We start from the raw sequence: 22,392 nt of genomic DNA, 5'->3' as shown, positions 1-22,392 counted from the left end.
GCGGCCCCACTCCACGTGGGAGTATTGAGACATGGACAACGTCCCCATCCCCGTCGACCCGGCCGTCCTCGACGCGGTCGCCCAGGGCAGCTACTACGCCCCCCACTCCGTGCTCGGGGCGCACCTGGGCGACGGGTCCGTGACGGTTCGCACCGTCCACCACCTGGCCGACTCCGTGGAGGTCGTGACGCCCGGCCTCACCGTCGCGGCCACCCACGAGCGGGGCGGCGTGTGGGTGGCGGTGCTGCCGCTCGGCGAGGTCCCCGACTACCGCCTCCGCGTGACCTACGGGGATCAGGCGACCCTCCTGGACGACCCCTACCGCTTCCTGCCCACGCTGGGAGAGATGGACACCTATCTCATCTCGGAGGGCCGCCACGAGCAGCTGTGGACGGTCCTGGGCGCCCACGTCAAGCGCTACACGGGTCCGATGGGCGACGTCAACGGCGTCGCCTTCGCCGTCTGGGCCCCCAACGCCCGCGCCGTGCGCGTCGTCGGGGACTTCAACTTCTGGGACGGGACGGCGACGTCCATGCGCTCGCTCGGCGTGTCGGGGGTCTGGGAGATCTTCGTCCCCGGCGTCCACGTGGGCGCCCGCTACAAGTTCGAGATCCAGGGTCCGGGGGGCAACTGGTTCCAGAAGGCCGACCCGCTGGCCCGCGCCACAGAGGTCCCGCCCTCCACCGCCTCCGTCGTCACCGACCGATTCCACGAGTGGGGCGACGACGCGTGGATGGAGGCGCGACCTGGCAGGACGCCCCACACGCGCCCGATGTCGGTCTACGAGGTCCACGTCGGCTCATGGAGGCAGGGCCTGGGCTACCGGGGTCTGGCGGAGGAGCTCATCCCCTATCTGCGCGAGACCGGCTTCACCCATGTCGAGTTCATGCCCGTGGCCGAGCACCCCTTCGGCGGGTCCTGGGGCTACCAGGTGACGTCGTACTACGCGCCGACCGCCCGCTACGGGACGCCCGACGACTTCCGCTGGCTCATCGACCAGCTCCACCAGGCCGGGATCGGCGTCATCCTCGACTGGGTGCCCGCCCACTTCCCGAAGGACGACTGGGCGCTCGCCCGTTTCGACGGCACCCCCCTGTACGAGGATCCGGATCCCCTTCGCGGGGAGCATCCCGACTGGGGCACCTACGTCTTCAACTTCGGCCGGCGAGAGGTCCGCAACTTCCTGGTCGCCAACGCCCTGTACTGGCTGGAGGACTTCCACGTCGACGGCCTGCGTGTGGACGCCGTGGCCTCCATGCTCTACCTCGACTACTCGCGCAAGGACGGCCAGTGGCGGCCCAACCAGTACGGTGGCCGAGAGAACCTCGAGGCCATCCAGTTCCTCCAGGAGGCCAACGCCACGGCCTACCGCCGCGACCCGGGCATCGTCATGGTCGCCGAGGAGTCCACCGCATGGCCCGGCGTCACGGCCCCCACCAGCGGTGGCGGCCTGGGCTTCGGCATGAAATGGAACATGGGGTGGATGAACGACACCCTGCGCTACATCCGCGAGGACCCGGTCAACCGCCGATGGCACCACGGGGAGCTGACCTTCTCCCTGGTCTACGCCTTCTCGGAGAACTACGTGCTGCCGATCTCCCACGACGAGGTCGTCCACGGCAAGGGGTCGCTCTACGCCAAGATGCCCGGGGACGACTGGCAGAAGCTCGCCAACATGCGGGTCCTGTACGCCTACCAATGGTCCCACCCCGGCAAGCAGCTGCTGTTCATGGGCCAGGAGTTCGGCCAGCAGCAGGAATGGGCGGAGTCCTACAGCCTGGACTGGTGGCTCCTCGACGAGGACCGCCACCGCGGCCTCCAGCGCCTCGTCTCCCGGCTCAACCAGGTCTACCGCTCCGAGCCCGCTCTGTGGGACGACGACTACACGGGCTTCGAGTGGATCGACGCCTCCGACGGGGATCACAACGTCATCTCCTACCTGCGCAAGGGACCCGACGCGGACGGCCAGCAGCGCGTCCTCGTGTGCGTGGCGAACTTCGCGGGGACGCCCCACGAGGGGTATCGCGTCGGCCTGCCCTTCGGCGGGGAGTGGGAGGAGATCCTCAACAGCGACGACGAGTCCTTCGGCGGCTCCGGCGTGGTCAACGTCGGGCCGCTCCTCGCCGAGCCCGTCACGTGGAACGGGCGCCCGGCCTCCGTCGAGCTGCGTGTCCCCCCGCTCGGCGCCGTGTGGCTGGCGCCCCGCGCCCACTGAGCCGCCGCCCGCCAGCCCGGCCGTCTCGGCTCGACGGTCCGGGGAGGGCGCTCAGGCCAGGAGCAGCGTCGAGAGGCGGCGCCTGGCGGAGCGCACGGCATCCGTGTTCCCCGCGACACGGAACAGGTCGAGCAGGCGCACCCGGGCGTTCTCGCGCTGGTCGGGGTCCCGGGACTCGGCGATGATCCCGAGGAGCAGGTCGAAAGCGCCCTCCTGGTCCCCCGCCTCGAAGGCGGCGTCCGCCTGGGCGGCCCGGTCGTCGCCCGAGGAGGGCCTTGACCTCCGGGCCGCGATCCGCACCCGCGCCAGGTGGGCTTTCGCGTCCTCGTCACGGGGGTTGTGCTCGATGGCGTTCTCCCACGCGGCGATCGCGCCCTCCAGGTCCCCCGCCTCCTCCGCCGCCAGGGCCGGCAGGTGGTCCTCGGGCGTGGGCTTCTCGGTGTCCCGGGCGGTCACCGCGACGGCCCCGGTGACGCCCATCTGCTGGGCGACCTGGAGCAGCTCGTCGATGACGGGCGTGATCTGCTCCTTGAGGGCGCTGCCCTGGAACATGGGGACGGGGCGCCCCGCGACGAGGGCGACGACGGTGGGCAGGGACTGGGCCTGGAAGGCCTGGACGATCGAGGGGGAGGCGTCCGCGTCGATCTCGACCAGCTGGAAGCGCCCGGCGTACTCGCGGGCGACGCCCTCGAGGACGTCGAGGGCCGCCCTCGCGTTGAGGGTGCGCGGCGACCACAGGACCGCGACGACCGGCACGGTGCGCGAGGTCGAGACGACGTCGTTGAACCCCTGTTCATCGGACTGGGCGATCAGCGGGACGTCGATCCGCACGGTCGCGGCGTCATCCTGCTCCATCTGCTGGGCGCCGGTCCCTGCCGTGAGGTCGACGGCGCCGTGCGCGTCGACGTGGCTCATGTCCTGCTCGGGCCCGGCGTGCGCCGCCTTGGCCTGTGCCGTCTGTCCCGACTGGATCGTGTGAGGATCGCTCACTGTCTCATTCCCCTTCCGGCTTCTTCGTGTCGTCCCGGCTCACGGACTCGATGGCGCGTTCGGCGCCGACGACGCTGGCCTTGCCGCCCGTGTCCTGGTCCGGGATCTGGATGAGCACGGTGACGAGATAATGGGTCGTCACCGTGCCGATGACGCTGTCGTCGCCCTCGTTGAGCTGGGCCGCGGCCCCGCCGAGCTTCATCGTCGAGTCCTTGACGGTGCGGGCGTAGGTGTGCGTGTAGGTGAACGAGGCGGCGACCAGCGCCGACCCGTCCCTCAGGACGACGCCCGAGATCCCGGAGTCATCGTCGGGGGCCTCGGCCTCGGCGGTGACCGAGCCGGCGGCCTGCACGGACTGGTTGATGCTCGCGGCCTCGTCGAGGTAGGTCTGGGCGAACTCGTCGGTCGTGAAGTGGTCGTCGCCCGCCGTCTGGCCGTTGAGCATGTCGACGTAGGCGGACACCGCCTGCGCGGGCGTCATGACGAAGCCTGTCGCGTCGGCGCCGACGTAGGGCGAGCCCTGGTCCGCCGAGATCGTGGTCAGCGAGGTGCCGCCGAGCAGACGCGTCCAGTTGACCAGCTTGTAGCCCGACCGCGGGCCGTCCTGCCGGAGGACGTAGACGATCGGCAGGTCGCCCTCGTCGGCCTGGGCGATGTCGACGATCGCGCGCGGCCACGACGCCGCGTTGGTCACCGTCACCGTCTGGGCGGTGAGGTCCAACGGGGTCGCCGTGGCCCCCTTCGCCCGGGCCAGCGCGTACTGGGCCGCGCGCAGCCGCAGCGCCGGGTCCGCCACCCGGGCCTTCAGATCGTCGGCGCTCATCTCCGCGTCCCCGGCGGTGAGGGTCTCCTGGACGTCGGAGAGGACCGAGTCGATGCGAGCCGAGTCGAGGTTCGGCGTGCCGCTCTGCTCGGTTCCCGACTGCTCCGCGCCCGAGGGCGCCGTCAGCTCCCCCTGCGAGCAGCCGGTGACGGCCAGAACCGACGTCAGCGCCACCAGGGCGAGGAGTTCACGAGTCCTGCGCATCGGAGTCCCCCTTCGGCGCTCGCCGCGTCCATGAGGACATCAGCGAGGTCCACCGGCCCGTCCGGCCGGAGTGGCGGGGCGCCTCCCCCTGGGGGGGCCGCACCGCGCGGGTGACCCCCGTGTCGAACTCGTGGCCGTCGACGACGAAGCGGCCCTCCCCGCGGTCCCGCGCCTCCCGCAGGGCGCGCCGCGAGGGGAAGGCCATCCCCTCGCGGATCGCGGAGACGTCGATGATGCCGGAGTCCGTCGGCACGGTCTCGGGCGGGTCCTCGTCGCCGGCGGGACCGGCGGCGTGGCGCCCCAGCAAGGAGCTGCGCTCGACCGCAGGCGACTCCTCGGGCTCCGGCTCCTCCCAGGCCTCCGGCGGCGCCTCGCGGGCGCCAACGTCCTCCGCGTCCCGCGCCTCGCCATCCCCGGGAGCCTCCCCGGCACCGGTCCCGCCCTCGGGGCGGGCGCCGGCACGAGCCATGACCTCCTCGACTGGGAGCTGCTGGGTGGCCGTGGAGTCCGCTGCCTCCTGCTCGGCCAGCTGCCGGGCACGGTTCCTGCGGTGGCGCAGGGTGCGCAGCTCGAGCAGGGACAGGGCGGCCGCCACGACGAGGAACAGGCCAGCCAGCGAGAAGGCCGCGATCGCCGCGCCGTTCGTCTGGTGGACCGCCCAGGCGATCGTGATCCCCGGGGCCGTCCGGGCCCCTTCCGCAGCAGCCAGCACCGACCGTCCGGCCGGCACGTCCGTCAGGGTGAGAGAGGCCGAACCCGTGCCCGAGGCCCGCTCGAGCCACATGTCGTTGTCCAGCGGGGAGGCCGCCGCCTCCCCGGACTGGGCGGTCTCGGCCGATGTGGCCGAGCCGCCGGACTGTTCCCGGGACCCGGACTGCGCGTCCTCTCCGGACTGCGCGGTCCCGCCGGACTGCGCGTCCTCCGCCGACTCGCGCTCGGCGGGGTGGTCGACGACCTTGAGGTCCGTCCATCCCTCGGCGATGCCGACGACCTCCGTGTAGCCGGAGTCGCCGATCCATCCGAGGACGTCGCTCGTGGTCCCCAGGACCAGCGACACCTCCTGGCCGGGGTCGGCGGACTCCACGGTGACCGTGACCTGGCGGCCGTCGCCCTGCAGGGGCAGCACGCCGTCCCGGGTCATCACATAGGGCTCCCCGGGTGCCGCGGAGGCCACGACCTGGTCGGCCGGCCTCCACACCGTCAGCAGGAGGACTCCCACCACCGCAGCCACCACGGCCAACGCCAGGGCGACCAGAGCCGCGCCGAACTGCCTCACGCGTCGCACGTCGTTTGCTCCTCGCGCTCGCTCATCCGTCCCATTCCGTCCACGATACGGTCTTCGTCCCCGCTGTGCCCACATCGCCGCCTGCGGCTCACACCACAGGCCCCCGGCCGCAGCCTCATGAGGGCCTCAGGCCGCGCCGCCAGCACGCCGTGTGCCAGTGCCGCCGGGCCTCGACGCCGGTGGGCACCCCGAACGCCGCCTCCTCCGGCCAGACGACCACATGGGAGGACCCGATCGCGACGGGATGCAGGCATCCGGGGCACATATACTCCTTCGATGCCGCGCCCAGGTACTGGACATGGTATTCGATCCCGTCGCGCCCGGTCTCAATCCGCGGCATCGACGCCAACCGGCCCATGTCGAGCCGGCGATGCGGTCGCTTCCTGGATCCTCTGCCCCGTGGCATCAGCCCACAGGCTCCCCGCGTCTCCACACCCGTACCGCGCGCAGGTCCCCATCCGTCTCCACCAGGTCCGCGAACGCCCCCGCCGCGAGCCGGCCGACCCGGGGGTCCCCGAGGATGTCCGCCCCCTGGGCGCTGGCCATGTGGACGGCGTCGGCCAAGGGGATCCCCGCCTGCTGGACGGCCACGCGCACGCAGTCGAGCAGGTGCGCGGTCCCGCCGGCGATGGAGCCGCCCTCCGAGAGGCGGGCGACGCCGTCCGTCACGGTGACAGCCTGCGGGCCCAGCTGGTAGCGGCCGTCGGCCATCCCCGCGGCGGCCATCGCATCCGTGACGAACACGCAGCTGTCCCGCCCCACGGTCTCGTAGACGTCGCGCACGAGGGAGGGGGCCAGGTGCACGCCGTCGCAGATCATCTCCACGATCGCGCCGCCGCGCGCGGCGTCCGACACGAACTCGGCGATCGGTCCCGGGTCGCGGTGGTGCAGGGGGCGCATCCCGTTGAACAGGTGCGTCACGGTGGCCCGCGCGGAGCGCCGCCCCGCCTCGCCCCGGGCCTCGAGCTTCTCCCGGGAGTACTCCAGCGCCGCTCGGGCGGCCCCGGGCGCGGAGTCGGTGTGACCCCACGACGGCAGGGCGCCCCCCTCGATGAGGACCTCGGCCACCGACCCGGGGCCGAAGGCCCCCGGCTTCTCCGGCGCCAGCGTCATCGTCACCGCATGCCCGCCGGCGGCGTCGAGCAGGGCGCGGGTGAGGCCGGCATCGGGGTCGACGATGAAGGCCGGGTCCTGCGCCCCACACCGCTCCCGCGAGACGAAGGGCCCCTCGAAGTGGATGCCCGCCAGCTCTCCGCGCCGCGCCAGCCCCGCCATCATCTGCGCGCGGGCGAGGAGGATCTCCGGCGCTGCCGTCACGCAGGAGCCGACCAGGGAGGTCGTCCCGTGACGGCGGTGCTCGAGCACCGCGGTCATCGCCTCCTCGGCGGTCTCCGCATTGGGGAAGGACGCGCCACCCCCGCCGTGGCAGTGCACGTCGACGAGACCCGGGATCACCGTCCGTCTGCTCGGAGGCGCGGAGCGCACGGCTCGGGCCACGTCCTCGCCCGCCGAGCCGGCATCGGCGACGGCTCCGGCCCAGAGGATCCGATCCCCCCGGAGGACCACCGCCCCGTCCTCCGCCACTGAGTCGTCCAGGACCGTGCGTCCCCGCACCACGATGCGCTTCGTCTCCATGTCGGCAATTGTGCACCACCCCGCGCGGCCGGCGCCCCGACGTGCGGAGAGGGTCAGAACAGGCGGAACTCCGTGTCGTCGAAGCCCCGCATCGCGTCGTAGTCCAGGATGACGCACCGGATCCCCCGGTCCTCGGCCAGGGTCCGCGCCTGCCGGGTGATCTCCTGCGCCACGAACGCCCCCGAGATGTCCGCTAGGAGGGGATCCCGCGAGAGCAGCGCCAAGTAGCGCGTGAGCTGCTCCACGCCGTCCACTCCGCCGCGCCTCTTGACCTCGACCGCCACGGGACGGCCGTCCGGGTCGCGCACGAGGAGATCCACCGGGCCGATCGGCGTCGGGTACTCCCGGCGCACCGGCGTCCAGCCCATCCCCAGGATCTCCGGCACCTGGTCGGCCAGCAGCTCCTGGAGGTGCGCCTCGACGCCGTCCTTGACCAGCCCAGGATCCGGCCCCAGATCCTCGGCGATGTCGTGGACCACCTCGTGGATGCGGATGACCAGGCGGTCGTCGGTCTTCGCGGCCTCCACGGTCCACACCTGCGTGATCCCCTCGGCCCGCTCCTCCTCCGTGGGGTCCTCGACATGTGGCGTGCATGGCGCGCTCATCCAGTTCAGGGGCTTGTACGAGCCGCCATCCGAATGGACCAGGACGGAGCCGTCCGCCTTGAGCATGAGGACCCGCCGGGCGAGCGGCAGGTGGGCGGTCAGCCGCCCCGAGTAGTCGACGGAACATGAGGCGATGACGAGACGCACGGCCGAGAGCCTAACAGGCCGGCGGCGGTCCCGCCGGGGCGCTCCGCGGCCCCTCTACAAATGGGGCGGCCCGGACTCGATCCACGAGACCAGGCCGTTGTAGGTGGCGGGGGCGATCGCGAAGTCGCATCGCTCGTCACCGGACTTCACGCGGACCTCGACGATGGAGCCGTCGGTCGCGCGCCGCACGGGCGCGGACACCTCCATCCCGCGGCGCGGCAGGGTCAGGGCCGGACGCGTCGACACGCCGATGAGGCGGTACCACGACAGCGTCTCCACCCCGTAGTGCGCGATCCCGGAGGTCCATCCCGACTGGGGATCCGGGCGCATCCAGCACCGGAACGATCCGACACGGCGGTCCAGCCCGCGGGCGCGGACGTTGAAGAACACCCACACCCCCACCGACACCACGGCGACGATCAGGACGATCCACACCACCGTATCGAGGAACGTCCCCATGCCGCTCACCTCCCCGTGTCCGTGCCCGGCCCGGCGTCCGCCCGCGTCTCAGGCAACACTACCGTGATCGGCCACGACGGTGACGAAGTCGGAGTCCACCGAGACGAATCCCCCGTCGACCCGGAAGGTCCTCGTCCCCTCCTGAGGGGTGTCGACCTCGACCGCGCCGGCCGTCAGCGTGGCGAGCAGCGGCTGGCGTCGGGGAAGGATCCCCAGCATGCCGTCCGCCGCCGGCACCCGGACGTGGCCGCTCACACCGTGCCACAGCCGTCCCTCGCGAGAGACGACCTCGACCTGGAGCAGGGATCCGGCCATCAGGCGTCCGCCTGCATGTCGTGCCACTTCCGCTCGAGGTCGTCGATGCCGCCGATGTTGAAGAACGCCTGCTCGGGGATCTCGTCGTACACGCCGGTCACGATGCGCTTGAACGCCTCGACGGTCTCGGAGACAGGGACCGTGGTGCCTGCCACGCCAGTGAATTTCTCCGCCGTGTACGTGCTCTGGGAGAGGAATTGCTGGATGCGCCGGGCCCGGGCCACGGTCACCTTGTCCTCCTCGGAGAGCTCGTCGACGCCCAGGATCGCGATGATGTCCTGCAGCTCCTTGTTCTTCTGCAGGATCGCCTTGACCTGGGTGGCGACGTCGTAGTGCTCCTTCCCCACGATCTGGGGATCGAGGATGCGGCTGGTGGAGGCCAGCGGATCGACGGCCGGGTAGAGGCCGCGCGAGGCGAGGTCGCGGGTGAGCTCGGTCGTCGCGTCAAGGTGGGCGAACGTCGTCGCCGGCGCCGGATCCGTGTAGTCGTCCGCCGGGACGTAGATCGCCTGCAGCGAGGTGATCGAGTGGCCGCCCGCCGAGGTGATCCGCTCCTGGAGCTGTCCCATCTCGTCCGCCAGGTTCGGCTGGTATCCCACGGCGGAGGGCATGCGCCCCAGCAGCGTCGACACCTCGGAGCCCGCCTGGGTGAAGCGGAAGATGTTGTCGATGAACAGCAGGACGTCCTGGTGCTGGACGTCGCGGAAGTACTCCGCCATCGTCAGGCCCGTCAGGGCGATGCGCAGACGGGTCCCCGGCGGCTCGTCCATCTGGCCGAACACCAGCGCCGTCTTGTCGATGACCCCGGACTCCGCCATCTCGTGGATGAGGTCGTTGCCCTCGCGGGTGCGCTCCCCCACCCCGGCGAACACCGACACGCCGCCGTGGTTCTGGGCGACGCGGTGGATCATCTCCTGGATGAGGACCGTCTTGCCGACGCCCGCGCCGCCGAAGAGGCCGATCTTGCCACCCTCGATGTAGGGGGTCAGCAGGTCGATGACCTTGATGCCCGTCTCGAACATCTTGGTCTCGGGCTCCAGCTGGTCGAAGGGCGGCGGCTGGCGGTGGATCGGCCACCGCTCCGCGACCTCGAGGTGCTCGCCCTCCTTGAGGTTGAGGACGTCGCCCGTGACGTTGAAGACGTGCCCGAGGGTCACGTCGCCCACCGGCACGGAGATCGGCCCGCCCGTGTCGGTGACGCGCGACCCGCGCACCAGGCCGTCCGTCGGCTTGAGCGCGATCGCGCGCACGAGGTTGTCCCCGAGGTGCTGCGCGACCTCGAGCGTCATCACGCTCGAGCCCGTCCCCTCCCCCTCGCCCTGCCCCGCCAGATCGATCTCGACGGTGAGCGCGGTGTACAGCGGCGGGATGCCGTCCGGCGGGAACTCCACGTCCACGACGGGTCCCACGACGCGCGCGACCCGACCGGTGGCGCCGTTTCCTGTGTCTGCCATTGTTTCCTTCTCCGTGTGCCTGGGCTCAGCCCTGGACGAGGGCGTCGGCCCCGCCGACGATCTCGGTGATCTCCTGCGTGATCTCCGCCTGGCGGGCCGAGTTCGCCAGACGCGTGTAGGTCCTGATGAGGTCCTCCGCATTGTCCGTCGCCGTGTGCATCGCCTGCTCGCGGGCGGCGAGCTCCGAGGCCGCGGACTGGAGGAGGACGTTGCGGATGCGGCTCTCCACGTACAGCGGGAGCAGCGCGTCCAGGACGTCCTCGGGCGAGGGGATGAACTCGTACTCCGGGAACGCGTTCTCGGGGCGGTCGGCGTAGCCGAGCTCCTCCTCGCGCTCCTCATCCTCCTCGGGGGCGTCCACGACGGTGAGCGGCAGCATCTGACGCACATCGGGCACCTGGCTGATCATGGACCTGAACCGCGTGTAGACCAGGTAGACGGCCGAGACGCCGGAGAACCGGTCGGGATCGCGGAAACGGTCCAGCAGTTCCCGGGCGATCTCCCGCGAGATCCCTGGGCCGGGGGCGTCCGACTCCCCCTGCCAGGACCGCTCGATCTCGACGCCGTGGAAGCGGAAGTACTGCTCCGCCCGCCGACCCGACGTGTAGAGGACCGGGACTCGCCCCTCCTCGCGCAGCCGCGCCATGAGCCCCTCGGTCTCGCGCAGGACGGTCGCCGAGTAGGCGCCCGCCATCCCGCGGTCCGAGGCGACGACCAGCACCGCGACCCGCGGCGTGTCGTGGCGTTCGTTCGTCAGGGGATGGTCGAGCTCCGTGTGGACCGCGACCGCGGCCACCGCCTGGGTGAGGGCCTTCTCGTAGGGGCCCATCTCCGTGGCCGCGCGCCGGGCGGCCCCGATGCGGGAGGCGGCGATCATCTCCATCGCGCGGAAGACCTTCGCCAGCGTCTGCGTGGAGGCGATGCGCTGCTTGTAGATCCTCTGCTGACCTCCCATGCGTCAGGCCCTCCCGCCCTGGGCCTGCGAGCCGCGCACGATCTCCTCGCGAGAGTGCTCGGCATCCTCTTCGCCTTCGCCGTCTCCGCCGGCGCCCGCGCGCCCGCCCGTCCACTGGTCGTGGAACTGGGAGATCGCCTGGCGCAGCGCCTCCTCCGACTCCTCGGAGAGCTCGCCCGTGGAGGCGATGACGTCGAGGACCGTCGTGCGGGCGTGGAGGTGGTCGAGCATCTGGCGCTCGAAGGAAAGCACCTCCGGGACCTCCAGATCGTCGAGGAAGCCGTGGGTGCCCGCCCAGATGGAGGCCACCTGGTCCTCGACGCTGTAGGGCGAGTTCTGGGGCTGCTTGAGCAGCTCCATGAGCCGTTCGCCGCGCAGCAGCTGCTGGCGGGTGGTCGCGTCGAGATCGCTGGCGAACATTGCGAAGGCCGCCATCGACCGGTACTGGGCGAGGGTGAGCTTGAGGGTGCCCGCGACCTTCTTCATGGCCTTGACCTGGGCGTCGCCGCCGACCCTGGACACCGAGATGCCGACGTCCACGGCGGGGCGCTGGTTCGCGTTGAACAGGTCCGACTGGAGGAAGATCTGCCCGTCGGTGATCGAGATGACGTTCGTCGGGATGTAGGCCGAGACGTCGTTCGCCTTCGTCTCGATGATGGGCAGCCCCGTCATCGAGCCGCCGCCCAGCTCGTCGGAGAGCTTCGCGCAGCGCTCCAGCAGCCGGGAGTGCAGGTAGAAGACGTCACCCGGGTAGGCCTCGCGCCCCGGCGGGCGCCGCAGCAGGAGGGACACGGCTCGGTAGGCCTCCGCCTGCTTCGACAGGTCGTCGAAGACGATGAGGACGTGCTTGCCCCCGTACATCCAGTGCTGGCCGATCGCGGAGCCCGTGTAGGGGGCCATGTACTTGAAGCCCGCCGGATCCGAGGCGGGCGAGGCGACGATCGTCGTGTACTCCAGGGCGCCGGCCTGCTGGAGGGTGGATCGCACCGAGGCGATGGTGGAGCCCTTCTGGCCCACTGCCACGTAGATGCACCGCACCTGCTTGGCGGGGTCCCCGGATGCCCAGTTCTCACGCTGGTTGAGGATCGTGTCGATGGCCAGCGCCGTCTTGCCGGTCTGCCGGTCGCCGATGATGAGCTGACGCTGCCCGCGCCCGATGGGGATCATCGTGTCGATCGCCTTGAGGCCCGTCTGGAGGGGCTCGTTGACCGAGCGCCGCATCATGACGCCCGGGGCCTGCAGCTCCAGCGCGCGCCGCCCGTCGAGGCCCGTGATCTCCCCAAGGCCGTCGATGGGGTTGCCCAGCGGGTCGACCGTGCGGCCCAGGTAGCCGTCTCCCACGGGCACCGAGAGCACCTCGCCGGTCCGGTGGACCACCTGCCCCTCCTCGATCCCCGAGAAGTCCCCGAGCAGCACCGCGCCGATCTCGCGCACGTCGAGGTTCATGGCCAGCCCCAGCGTGCCGTCCTCGAAGCGCAGCAGCTCGTTCGCCATCGCGCCGGGGAGGCCCTCGACGTGGGCGATGCCGTCGGCCGTCTCGGTGACGCGCCCGACTTCCTCGGTCGCCACCTCGGCGGGTGCATAGGACTCCGCGAAGGAGTCCAGGGCGGCCCGGATTTCCTCCGGACTGATGGAGACGTCGGCCATGGGGCATTCCTCTTCGTTGTCTGAGATGGTGTGTGACCTGGTGTCAGTGGGTGAGCGCCCGTTTGAGCTGGGACACCCGCGTGGACACGGTCGAGTCGATGGACGTGGTGCCGGTGCGCAGGCGGAAGCCCCCGATGAGGGAGGGATCGACCGTGGCGTTGAGGGAGACCTCATGCCCCAGCCGCTCAGCGGCGAGACGGCGCAGGCGCTCCTCCTGGACCTCGCTCAGCGGGGAGGCGGCCTCGACCGTGACGAAGACGAGGCCCCTCATCGAGGCGGCCCTCTCGCAGAAGCGGCGCAGAGTGGACAGCAGCCTCCCGTGAGAGGTCCGCCCCACGCCGCGGCGCAGGAGCCGCATCGCCCACCGCGACAGGTGGGGGCCGAAGATGCGTTCGGCCAGGTCCGCGCGTTCGTGGGGCGTGCCCCCTCCCAGATCGGAGAGCGCCTCGCGCAGCTCCCGATCGCGGACGAGCAGCTCGGAGACCGAGAAGAGCTCCTTCTCGACGTCCTCGAGGCGGCCCTCGGCCCGAGCGTCCTCCAAGGTCGCCGTGATCCCGAGGACCTCCAACGCATCGTAGAGGGCCATCGGATCGCTCCAATGCAGGGAGACCACCCGCTCGACGAGGCTCACGGTCGCAGGCCCCACGTGCTTGCCGAAGGCGCTGCGGGCGAGCCCCTGCCGCTCGGCGGCCGACCGGCCCGGATCGGTGAGGCTGCGCCGCAGAGCCGGGTCCGTCTTGACGACGTCGGACAGGCCGAAGAGGTCCTCCGCCAGGCGCATGACGTCCGTCCCGCCGTCCACGGCGTCGGCCAGAGCCGACCGCGCCCGGTCGAGATTCGCGTCGCGGACGGAGCTCATCGGTGATCGGCCTCCACGGACTCCGAGGCTCCGTCGTGCTCCAGCTCATCGAGGAAGCGGTCGACGACCCGCGCCGTGAGCGCCGTGTCACGCAGCTGCTCCCCGACGATCCTCTCGGCGAGTTCGGCGGCCAGCAGCCCGACGTCGGTGCGCAGTGAGATCTGCGCGGCCTGGCGCTCCGCCTCGATCTGGCGCTGCGCCGTCTCGGCGATGCGGCGCGCCTCGTCCTGGGCGTCCTGCTGGGCCCGCGCGACGATGTGCGCGGCCTCCTCGTTGGCCTGTGAGCGGATCTCCTGGGCCTGGGTGTTCGCGGCGCGCAGGATCTCCTCGCGTTCGCGAGCGGCCTGGGCCTGGTCCTCCCGGGCCCTGTCCGCGGCGGACAGCCCGTCCGTGATCTGCTTCTCGCGGGCGTCCAGCATCGCGTAGATGCGCGGGAGCGCGTACTTGCCGACGACGAGGACGATGATCAGCAGGATCAGGGCGGCGTAGAAGATCTCGCCCCATGGGGGCAGGACCACCTGCGTTCCGTCGACGCCACCCTCCTCGGCGGCGATGGGCAGCAGCGAGGACAGCATCAGACGATGAAGGTGAGGACGAAGCCGATCAGACCGAGCGCCTCGACAAGGGCCGCGCCGATGATCATGTTGGTGAACAGGCGCGAGGCGACCTCGGGCTGGCGGGCGGTGGCCTCCTGGGTCTTGCCGACCAGGATGCCGATGCCGATGCCCGGGCCGAGCGTCGCGAGACCGTAGCCGATGGTGGCGATGGAACCGGTCATATGTGTCTTTCCTTCTCTCATGGCGCCCGGAGGCGCCGGTGGGATTCCAGTGGAGGGTGGACGGTGGGTCAGTGGCTCTCCACCGACATCTTGATGTAGACCGTCGTGAGGACCGCGAAGATGTAGGCCTGGAGCACGGCGATGAACAGCTCGAAGAGCGTGACGGCCACGGCGGCCAAGCCCGTCAGGGCGGCCAGCCCCTTCATGCCGCCGGCCGCGGCGAGCAGCGCGGACGTCCCGAAGTACGTCATCGCCAGCAGGAAATGGCCGGAGATCATGTTCGCGAGCAGTCGGATCGCCAGGGTCGCCGGGCGGACCACGAAGGTCGAGAAGCACTCGATGGGGGTGATGAGCAGGTAGACGACCTTGGGGACGCCGGGGGGCAGGAGCTGGGAGGCGAAGAAGCGGCCCGCGCCCTGCGCCCGGATCCCCGCCGCGATGAACCCGACGTAGGCCAGCGCCGCGAAGACCAGGGGCACCGCCATCACGGAGGAGGCCGCGATGTTGATGCCCGGGACGATCCCCGTGAGGTTCATGCCGAGGACGCCGATGAAGATCAGCCCGATGAACGGGGCGTAGCGCCGGCCCCGGGCCTCCCCCAGCATGTCGATGCAGATCGACCGCCGCACGAACTCGGCGAGGAGCTCGAGCAGCTGCTGGCCGCGCGTGGGCACGAGCTTCAGGCGCGACGCGCCCAGTCCCAGGACGAGGCACACGACCGCGCAGGCGATGACCCGTGCGAGTGTCAGCCGGTTGAAGGAGAGGAACGTGCCGTCCCCGAAGATCGCGTCGGGGAAGAAGTCCGCGACGCTGGGCCGATGGGCGGGTTCGTTCATCGCGGGCCAGAAGGTCGCGAGGACGATCGCCCCCAGGATGCCGACGGTGACCCAGTACCACCGCGGCCTGGCCTCGCGCGCGGGCGCGACCGATCGATCCTCAGTCGAGGTCATAGCGGACAGGATGCCCTCCTGGTTTCGTCAAGTGCGTCCGTGCATGAGGGACCGTGTGCCGGAGTCTCCGGGACCTGCCCATGGTAACAGCCTCCGGGGGCGCGGACGCCAGCCGGCCCCGGCGGCTCCCCGCGGCGCCATCTCACCCCGCAGGGTGCTCCTCCGCACCGGCGTCGACGGCCGGCGCCCGCCGCCGCGTGAGGGCCACGACCTCCGAGCCCGCGCACGCGACGACGGCCGCGATCATCCACAGGCCGACCCATCGGTGGCCGATCTGCGCGGTGCGCGCGGCGATCAGCGCGCCGGCGACGATCGCGGCCTTGAGCAGGTAGCCGCCGGCGACCCACCCCGTCATGCCCTCACCGCCCGCGACCGCGTGCGAGGTCGTCCACCAGGTCCCCGCCGCCAGCAGTCCGGCGGCGGCGACCGCCGTGGCGGTCGCCGCCCATGGGCGCGCCGGCGTCACGGCCGTGGCGGCGGTGGCGGCCACCGCCAGGACGCCCCAGGTGAGCAGGAGCATCCGGCGCAGCTCCGCGACGGCGCCCCCCAGGGCGGGCCGTGCCGCGGGGCGGCTCCCCCCACCGGGTGCGGAGGGGATCTGATCGGTCATCTCTGCTCCTCGGTGGTTGTGAGGGCCCGCTGCTCCCGCGCGCGCCGATGGCGCCCCGGGAACTCGGACGCGGTGAGGACGAGGACGACGACGGCCGGCGCCGCGGCCCACATCAGGACCTCTGTCCAGGTGAAACGGAGCAGGGCGACGGCCGAGAAGGACACGAGCGCGGTCCACAGGTAGAGGATCACCACGACGCCGCGATGGGTGTGCCCCCGGCGCAGGAGGTTGTCGTGGAAATGCGTCCGATCGGCGTGGAAGGGGCTCTTCCCGTGGAGGACGCGCCGCAGGCTCGTGACCAGGAGGTCGCCCAGCGGGACGACGATGACGGCCAGGGGCAGGATGATCGGCATGAGCCCCGCGAGCACCTGCTGCTGTCCCAGCACGGTCGGGTCGATCTGGCCGGTGACGATGATGCCCGCGGAGGCGAGCACCAGCCCGAGGGTCTCGGCCCCGCCGCCCATCATGATCGAGGCCGGGTGGAAGTTGAACCAGAGGAACCCCAGGCAGATGCCGAGCAGGGCGATGACGACCAGCGACGCCGTCGTCGCGTAGGACGCCGCCCCCATGAAGCGCGTGAGCAGGTAGGAGTAGGCGAAGAAGGCGCTCGCCCCGATGGCGACGACGCCTGCGGCCAGGCCGTCCAGCCCGTCGATGAAGTTCACCGCGTTGATGATGGCCACGACGACGAAGACCGTGACGAACAGGGACAGCCTCGAGGATCCGATGGTGAGCCCGAAGATCGGGAAGCTCACCAGCTGGACGCCGTTGGCGGCCATCAGGCCCGCGATGAGCAGCTGCCCGGCGAGCTTCGTGAACCAGTCGAGCTCCAGGAGGTCGTCGACGACGCCGAGGAGGCACATGCCCACTGCGCCCCACATGACGGCCCAGGGCACCGAGGTCGCGTACACCGGCGCCATGTAGGGGATACGGCTGGCGACGAGCAGCGCGACGACCAGTCCGAAGGTCATGGCGATCCCTCCCAGGCGGGGGACGGGAACCGTCTGGATGTCTCGCTCGCGCAGGCCGGGGATGATCCGCCAGCGGATGGTCGCCCAGCGCACCAGGGGGGTCGACAGCGCGGTGACGCCCATCGCCACGAGCATGAGGAGCAGGTAGACCTTCATCGTGTCAGGCGGCGGGCAGGATGTCCGCGCCGGCCGATGCGCAGAGCGCGTCCAGCGTCAGGGTGCCCACGCGGATCGCGCGGGGCCGGCCGTGGGCGAGGTCGAGGATCGTCGAGGGCGTCGAGCCCGGCGTCGGCCCGCCGTCCAGATAGGCGGCGACAACCCCGCCGAAGGAGCCGACCGCCTGGGAGACGTCCGTGGCCGGCGGTCTCCCTGTCAGGTTCGCCGAGGTCACCGCCAGAGGGCCGGCGGCGCGCAGCAGGGCGAGCGCCATCGGGTGGTCGGGCATGCGCAGCGCGATCGTGCCGCCTGTCTCCCCCAGGTCCCACCCGAGGTCGGGCCGGGCCCGCAGGATGAGCGTGAGGCCTCCGGGCCAATGCGCGCGGGAGAGGGCGCGGGCCTCGTCGGGGACGTCGACGCACAGCCGGTCGATCGCGTCGGCGTCGGGGACCAGCACCGGAGGGGGCATCTGCCGCCCGCGCCCCTTGGCCGCCAGGAGGCCGGCGACGGCCCGGGGGCTCCGGGCGTCGGCGCCGATGCCGTAGACCGTGTCGGTCGGCAGGACGACCAGCCGACCGGACCGGATGACGCCGATGAGGATCTCCAGGGTCGACGGCGCCATCGGCACGCCGCCGACGAGGATGCGTGGTTCGCTCACCGCTCCATTGTCACACGTCATCTTCGCCCGGCCTGCTCGCCACGAGCATGCGGTCCCGCCCCGCCAGGTCGGGCAGGGTCCTCGCGCCGACGAGTCCGGCCTGGGCGGCGATGCCGCGCAGCGCCGCGGACTGAGACTCGGCGTGCTCGACGACCAGGGTCCCGCCCGGCGCGAGGAGCCGGGCCGCCCGATGGACGATGCCGCGCGGGACGACCAGCCCGTCCTCTCCCCCGCCGAACAGGGCCGCCTCCGGATCGGTGAGGGCCTCGGCCTGTGTCGGGCGGTCCGCCGAGGGGACGTAGGGGGGGTTCGAGACCACGACGTCGACGCGGCCGTCCCACTCCTCCAGCGCGCTCATGGCGTCGCCGTGGACGACGACGACCCGGTCCGGCGCCAGTGCGCGGGCGTTCGCCCGCGCGAGGGCGACCGCCCGCGGGTCCAGTTCGACGGCGACGACGCGGGCTGCGGGGACCTCGCAGGCCATGGACACCGCGATCGCACCCGACCCGGCGCACAGGTCCACCACCAGGGGTGCGCCGCCGGGACCGCCGCCCGACCCGGCCGGCACGCGCCCTGCCGCGTCGATCGCGGCGCCGGCGACGACCTCGGTCTCCGGTCTGACGACGAAGACCCCCGGACGGGCCTCGAGCGTCAGTCCCCGGAACCACATCCGTCCCGTGATGTGCTGAAGCGGCTCGCGGTGACGGCGCCGGGCGACCCCGGAGCGGAGACGCTCGGCGGCGCGCGCGCCCACGACGTCGGGTGCCGACCAGAGCGACTCGACTCCGAGCGCCCACTCGAGCAGCGCCCGCGCCTCCTGCGAGGGGTTGGACCCGGGCAGCCCGCGCAGCCGTCCCCGCGCCCATGCGAGCATCTGGGCCTGCGTCGAGGAGCCGGACCAGTCGGTCATGCCGGCTGCCCGCCGGTGGCCGCGGCGAGGCGCGCCGCCTCGTCGGCGCGGATCGCGGAGTCGATGACGGCGTCCAGATCCCCGTCCAGCACGTGGTCCAGGTTGTACGCCTTGTATCCGGTGCGGTGGTCGGCGACGCGGTTCTCGGGGAAGTTGTAGGTCCGGATGCGCTCCGAGCGGTCGACGGTGCGCACCTGCGACAGGCGTTGGGCGGAGGCCTCCGCCTCCCTCCGCGCGCGCTCCTCCGCGGCCAGGCGCGAGGAGAGCACGCGCATCGCGGCCTCCTTGTTCTGCAGCTGGGACTTCTCGTTCTGCATCGACACGACGATGCCGGTGGGCAGGTGGGTGATGCGCACCGCCGAGTCCGTCGTGTTCACGGACTGCCCTCCGGGCCCGGAGGACCGGTAGACGTCGATGCGCAGGTCGGCGGGATCGATGCGCACCTCGTCGTCGGCGTCCAGCTCCGGCATGGCGAAGACGCCGGCCGCCGAGGTGTGGATGCGGCCCTGCGACTCGGTGACGGGGATGCGCTGGACGCGGTGGACGCCGCCCTCGTACTTGAGGTGCGCCCACACTCCCTCCTCCGGCGCCGGGGAGCCCTTCGCCCGCACCGCCAGCGTGATGTCCTTGTAGCCGCCGAGCTCGGTGGGCGTCGACGACAGCTCCGTGACAGACCATCCCCTGCGCTCGGCGTACCGGCGGTACATGCGGGCCAGGTCGGAGGCGAACAGCGCCGACTCCTCGCCTCCCTCCCCGGCCTTGACCTCGAGGATGGCGTCCGAGGCGTCGTCGGGATCGCGGGGCGCGAGGACCTGGACCATCGCCTCATGCGCGGCCTCGCGCTCCGCCTCCATCGCGGGGATCTCCGGGGCGAAGGAGGGGTCCTCCTCCGCGAGCTCGCGCGCGGCCTGCAGGTCGTCCTCGGCACGGCGCCAGCGCTCATGCGCCGAGGCGACACGCGCAAGCTCCGCCAGACGGCGCCCGAGCCGGCGCGAGCGCGTTCGGTCGTGCGGCGCCGACGGGTCCGCCATCGCCAAGCGCACCTGCGCGTACTCCTCGAGGAGCGGGGCGACGGCAGCGGCTTCGTCCCATTCGGGCGGGGTCATGGGGAGGGGTCCTTCCAGGGGGGTCGACGGGACGGCATCGGAATGCGCGGCGGCGCCGGTGACCGCGAGGGTCACCGGCGCCGCATCCGCACGCTACTTGGAGGCCGAGGGGCGCACGCGCTTGCCATAGCGCGCCTCGAACCTCGCCACGCGCCCGCCCGTGTCCATGATCTTCTGCTTGCCCGTGTAGAACGGATGGCAGGCCGAGCACACATCCACGCGCATCTGACCGGACTTCAAGGTGGAGCGGGTGTGGAACGTGTTCCCGCAGGTGCAGGTCACGACCGTGTCGACGTAGTCAGGGTGGATTCCCTGCTTCATGGTGTCTCCTTAAGGGATTCGAGGACGCCGGGTCCCCCGGATCGCGCGCCCGCGGGCGCCGGGATCGCGGAGGTGAACCGGAACCGACATGCCATTGTGCCACCGGGCATGACGGGGGTCCATCTGCCGCGGGCGGACGGCCGGTGACATCGCCGACACTGTCTTCCCGCGGGGGGGGCGGACTCAGTCCATGTTCGGGGTGGTCTTCTGGACGACCATGAGGAACTCGGCGTTCGACTGCGTGTCCTTGAGCTTGCCCAGAACCGCCTCGAGGGCGGACTGCTGGTCGAGCGAGCCGAGCACGCGGCGCAGCTTCCACATGATCCGCAGCTCCTCCGGCTTGAGGAGCATCTCCTCGCGGCGCGTGCCCGAGGCGTTGACGTCGATGGCTGGGAAGATCCGGCGGTCCGCCAGCTGGCGCGACAGGCGCAGCTCCATGTTGCCGGTGCCCTTGAACTCCTCGAAGATCACCTCGTCCATCTTCGAGCCGGTCTCCACCAGCGCCGAGGCGATGATGGTGAGCGACCCTCCCTCGCGGAGGTTGCGCGCCGCTCCGAAGAACTTCTTCGGCGGGTACAGCGCCGAAGCGTCGACGCCGCCGGAGAGGATGCGCCCCGAGGCGGGAGCGGCCAGGTTGTAGGCGCGGGACAGGCGGGTCAGCGAGTCCAAGAGGACGACGACGTCCTGGCCGAGCTCGACGAGCCGCTTCGCGCGCTCGATGGCGAGCTCGGCGACGATGGTGTGATCCGAGGCGGGACGGTCGAACGTCGAGGCGATGACCTCTCCCTTGACGATCGAGCGCATGTCCGTGACCTCCTCGGGGCGCTCGTCGACCAGGACCACCATGAGGTGGACGTCCGGGTTGTTGATCTCGATGGCCTTCGCGATCTGCTGGATGATCATCGTCTTGCCGGCCTTCGGCGGGGAGACGATGAGACCGCGCTGCCCCTTGCCGATGGGGGCGACCAGGTCGATGACGCGCGGCGTGATCGCCTTCGGCGTGGTCTCCATGCGCAGCTGCTCGGTGGGGTACAGCGGCGTGAGCTTGCCGAACTCGCGGCGGCGCTGGGCGTCCTCGATGCTCATGCCGTTGACGGTGTCGACGCGGGCCAGCGCGTTGTACTTCTGGCGCTGGCGCTCGCCCTCACGGGGCTGGCGCACCGCGCCCGACACCGCATCCCCGGGGCGCAGGCCCCAGCGGCGCACGTTGCCCAGCGTCACATAGACGTCGTTGGAGCCGGGCAGGTAGCCGGAGGTGCGCACGAACGCGTGGTTGTCCTGGACGTCGAGGATGCCCGCGATGGGCGCGAGCACGTCGTCCTCGCGGATCTCGATGTCGGCCTCGCGCTGGCGCTCCCGGCGGCCCTGGCGGTCGTTGCGCTCGGGGCGGTCGTTCCTCTCGCCCCGGCCACGGCGCCGCGAGTTGCGGTCGCGCCGGTTGTGCGCGTGCTGGCCGACGTTGTCGCCCTCGGGCAGGGCGATCTGATCGAGGGCGCGGGGATGGCGCTCGCGCGTCGCCTCCGGCGCCTCGGCGGGCGCCGAGCCGCGCCGGTGCGAGCCTCTCTCCTCGGCGACGGCCGCGAGCACGTCGAGAGCCGGAGCCTCGGCCTCGGGGCTCGGCGCCCGGGTGTCGGCCGAGGGGAGCTCGACCTGGGCGGTGCGGCGATCGCGGCCGCGGCGCGGCTCCGACGCGGGGGCGTTCTCCTCCCCCGCCTCCTCCTCTGCCGTGTCCGCGGACCTGTCGGTGGCGCCAGCCGGAGCGGGCAGGTCCAGCAGGGCCTGCGCGGCCGACGAGGGCTCCACGGTCCCCGACGACATCGCGACACGGCGGCGGCGCCCACGCGGGCGGGACGCCCGGGCCTCCGGAGCGGGGGCGGCGGGTGTCTCCTCCGCGGCCGGGGCCGGGTTGTCGGAGGGGGCGGGAGTGGCGGAGGGCGCCGCGTCGGCGGGGCGGACGGAGCCGGAGGCGGCTGGCGCAGCTTCATCGCCGCGCGCCTGGGCGATCGCCTGGGCCAGCTCCGACTTGCGCATGCGGTAGGTGCCCTTGAGTCCCATCTGCGAGGCGAGGGCCTGCAGTTCGGCCAGCTTCATGGCTGACAGAGGGCCAGAGGGAGCGGCACCCGGATTGTGATCGATGCTCACGAATGTTCCTCACTTGGTTGCCCGAGACGGGCAGGTGAAATCCCCTGCAACACGAGACAGGGATGCGCGACGGTGGGATGTCGTGCGAGAGATGCCGATTCATACGGCGGGGCCACATTGCGGCCACCGCTTCAGTGTAGCAACGACTTCCGCCTCCGCGTCACCCCGCGACTGTCGCGGATCCGCGTGTGAGCACA

23 protein-coding genes are annotated in these 22,392 nt (G+C 71.7%); 1 reads left to right on the top strand and 22 read right to left on the bottom strand.

Annotation, left to right across the window (positions count from 1 at the left end):
* Window positions 1–31 precede the first annotated feature (31 nt).
* Entirely contained in the window at window positions 32–2,215 is a 2,184-nt protein-coding gene (gene glgB, locus ACFQWG_RS03365) for a 1,4-alpha-glucan branching protein GlgB (RefSeq protein WP_380972101.1), read from the top strand.
* Window positions 2,216–2,266: 51 nt separating this feature from the next.
* On the opposite strand, the gene ACFQWG_RS03360 is transcribed toward glgB, so the two are convergent.
* The 22 genes from ACFQWG_RS03360 to rho form a co-directional block, all read right to left on the bottom strand.
* Window positions 2,267–3,205 carry a tetratricopeptide repeat protein gene (locus tag ACFQWG_RS03360; RefSeq protein ID WP_380972100.1) on the bottom strand — a complete coding sequence of 313 codons (939 nt, stop codon included), beginning with the start codon at window positions 3,203–3,205 and terminating at the stop codon, window positions 2,267–2,269.
* A 4-nt stretch (window positions 3,206–3,209) separates the two neighbouring features.
* Window positions 3,210–4,232, bottom strand: coding sequence for a hypothetical protein (locus tag ACFQWG_RS03355; protein WP_380972098.1), 1,023 nt, complete (start codon window positions 4,230–4,232; stop codon window positions 3,210–3,212).
* The gene (locus tag ACFQWG_RS03350; protein WP_380972096.1) at window positions 4,216–5,517 is read right to left on the bottom strand and encodes a hypothetical protein; all 1,302 of its coding nucleotides are present in this window, start codon (window positions 5,515–5,517) and stop codon (window positions 4,216–4,218) included. The genes ACFQWG_RS03355 and ACFQWG_RS03350 overlap by 17 nt, the downstream gene beginning before the upstream one ends.
* 115 nt (window positions 5,518–5,632) lie before the next feature.
* Complete coding sequence (locus ACFQWG_RS03345) at window positions 5,633–5,857, bottom strand: hypothetical protein (RefSeq protein ID WP_380972094.1); 225 nt, start codon at window positions 5,855–5,857, stop codon at window positions 5,633–5,635.
* Between the two features lie 65 nt (window positions 5,858–5,922).
* Window positions 5,923–7,152, bottom strand: a complete 1,230-nt coding sequence (locus tag ACFQWG_RS03340) for an N-acetylglucosamine-6-phosphate deacetylase (protein WP_380972092.1) — start codon at window positions 7,150–7,152, stop codon at window positions 5,923–5,925.
* A gap of 53 nt (window positions 7,153–7,205) precedes the next feature.
* A complete protein-coding gene (gene nucS, locus ACFQWG_RS03335; RefSeq protein WP_380972090.1) occupies window positions 7,206–7,904 on the bottom strand; it encodes an endonuclease NucS in 699 nt (232 codons plus the stop codon).
* A gap of 54 nt (window positions 7,905–7,958) precedes the next feature.
* Complete coding sequence (locus ACFQWG_RS03330; protein ID WP_380972088.1) at window positions 7,959–8,363, bottom strand: DUF2550 family protein; 405 nt, start codon at window positions 8,361–8,363, stop codon at window positions 7,959–7,961.
* Window positions 8,364–8,411: 48 nt separating this feature from the next.
* Window positions 8,412–8,681, bottom strand: coding sequence for a F0F1 ATP synthase subunit epsilon (locus tag ACFQWG_RS03325; protein WP_380976196.1), 270 nt, complete (start codon window positions 8,679–8,681; stop codon window positions 8,412–8,414).
* The gene (gene atpD / locus ACFQWG_RS03320) at window positions 8,678–10,132 is read right to left on the bottom strand and encodes a F0F1 ATP synthase subunit beta (protein WP_380972085.1); all 1,455 of its coding nucleotides are present in this window, start codon (window positions 10,130–10,132) and stop codon (window positions 8,678–8,680) included. The genes ACFQWG_RS03325 and atpD overlap by 4 nt, the downstream gene beginning before the upstream one ends.
* Window positions 10,133–10,157: 25 nt before the next feature.
* Window positions 10,158–11,087 (bottom strand): F0F1 ATP synthase subunit gamma, encoded by a 930-nt coding sequence (locus ACFQWG_RS03315; protein WP_380972083.1) that lies wholly within the window; start codon window positions 11,085–11,087, stop codon window positions 10,158–10,160.
* Between the two features lie 3 nt (window positions 11,088–11,090).
* Window positions 11,091–12,734, bottom strand: a complete 1,644-nt coding sequence (gene atpA, locus ACFQWG_RS03310) for a F0F1 ATP synthase subunit alpha (protein WP_291494848.1) — start codon at window positions 12,732–12,734, stop codon at window positions 11,091–11,093.
* A gap of 43 nt (window positions 12,735–12,777) precedes the next feature.
* Window positions 12,778–13,593, bottom strand: coding sequence for a F0F1 ATP synthase subunit delta (locus ACFQWG_RS03305; protein WP_380972081.1), 816 nt, complete (start codon window positions 13,591–13,593; stop codon window positions 12,778–12,780).
* Window positions 13,590–14,168 (bottom strand): F0F1 ATP synthase subunit B, encoded by a 579-nt coding sequence (gene atpF, locus ACFQWG_RS03300; RefSeq protein WP_380972079.1) that lies wholly within the window; start codon window positions 14,166–14,168, stop codon window positions 13,590–13,592. Before atpF ends, ACFQWG_RS03305 begins: the two co-directional genes overlap by 4 nt.
* On the bottom strand, window positions 14,168–14,371 hold the full coding sequence (gene atpE / locus ACFQWG_RS03295) for an ATP synthase F0 subunit C (protein WP_291494845.1): 204 nt from the start codon (window positions 14,369–14,371) through the stop codon (window positions 14,168–14,170). Before atpE ends, atpF begins: the two co-directional genes overlap by 1 nt.
* 68 nt (window positions 14,372–14,439) lie before the next feature.
* Window positions 14,440–15,321 carry a F0F1 ATP synthase subunit A gene (gene atpB / locus ACFQWG_RS03290; protein ID WP_380972076.1) on the bottom strand — a complete coding sequence of 294 codons (882 nt, stop codon included), beginning with the start codon at window positions 15,319–15,321 and terminating at the stop codon, window positions 14,440–14,442.
* 142 nt (window positions 15,322–15,463) lie between these two features.
* Complete coding sequence (locus ACFQWG_RS03285; protein WP_380972073.1) at window positions 15,464–15,931, bottom strand: hypothetical protein; 468 nt, start codon at window positions 15,929–15,931, stop codon at window positions 15,464–15,466.
* On the bottom strand, window positions 15,928–17,058 hold the full coding sequence (locus ACFQWG_RS03280) for an MraY family glycosyltransferase (protein WP_380972071.1): 1,131 nt from the start codon (window positions 17,056–17,058) through the stop codon (window positions 15,928–15,930). Before ACFQWG_RS03280 ends, ACFQWG_RS03285 begins: the two co-directional genes overlap by 4 nt.
* 4 nt (window positions 17,059–17,062) lie before the next feature.
* On the bottom strand, window positions 17,063–17,680 hold the full coding sequence (locus tag ACFQWG_RS03275; RefSeq protein WP_380976194.1) for an L-threonylcarbamoyladenylate synthase: 618 nt from the start codon (window positions 17,678–17,680) through the stop codon (window positions 17,063–17,065).
* A 46-nt stretch (window positions 17,681–17,726) separates the two neighbouring features.
* Entirely contained in the window at window positions 17,727–18,626 is a 900-nt protein-coding gene (gene prmC / locus ACFQWG_RS03270) for a peptide chain release factor N(5)-glutamine methyltransferase (RefSeq protein WP_380972069.1), read from the bottom strand.
* Window positions 18,623–19,732 carry a peptide chain release factor 1 gene (gene prfA / locus ACFQWG_RS03265; protein WP_380972066.1) on the bottom strand — a complete coding sequence of 370 codons (1,110 nt, stop codon included), beginning with the start codon at window positions 19,730–19,732 and terminating at the stop codon, window positions 18,623–18,625. The genes prmC and prfA overlap by 4 nt, the downstream gene beginning before the upstream one ends.
* A gap of 93 nt (window positions 19,733–19,825) precedes the next feature.
* On the bottom strand, window positions 19,826–20,053 hold the full coding sequence (gene rpmE / locus ACFQWG_RS03260; RefSeq protein WP_380972064.1) for a 50S ribosomal protein L31: 228 nt from the start codon (window positions 20,051–20,053) through the stop codon (window positions 19,826–19,828).
* 183 nt (window positions 20,054–20,236) lie between these two features.
* Window positions 20,237–22,189, bottom strand: coding sequence for a transcription termination factor Rho (gene rho, locus ACFQWG_RS03255; RefSeq protein ID WP_449329134.1), 1,953 nt, complete (start codon window positions 22,187–22,189; stop codon window positions 20,237–20,239).
* Window positions 22,190–22,392 lie beyond the last annotated feature (203 nt).

It is taken from the genome of Schaalia naturae (assembly GCF_042665795.1).
Classification (GTDB): Bacteria; Actinomycetota; Actinomycetes; order Actinomycetales; family Actinomycetaceae; genus Pauljensenia; species Pauljensenia naturae.
The sequence above is the reverse complement of the archived record's forward strand: the minus strand, read 5'-3'. Positions and strand labels throughout refer to the sequence as shown.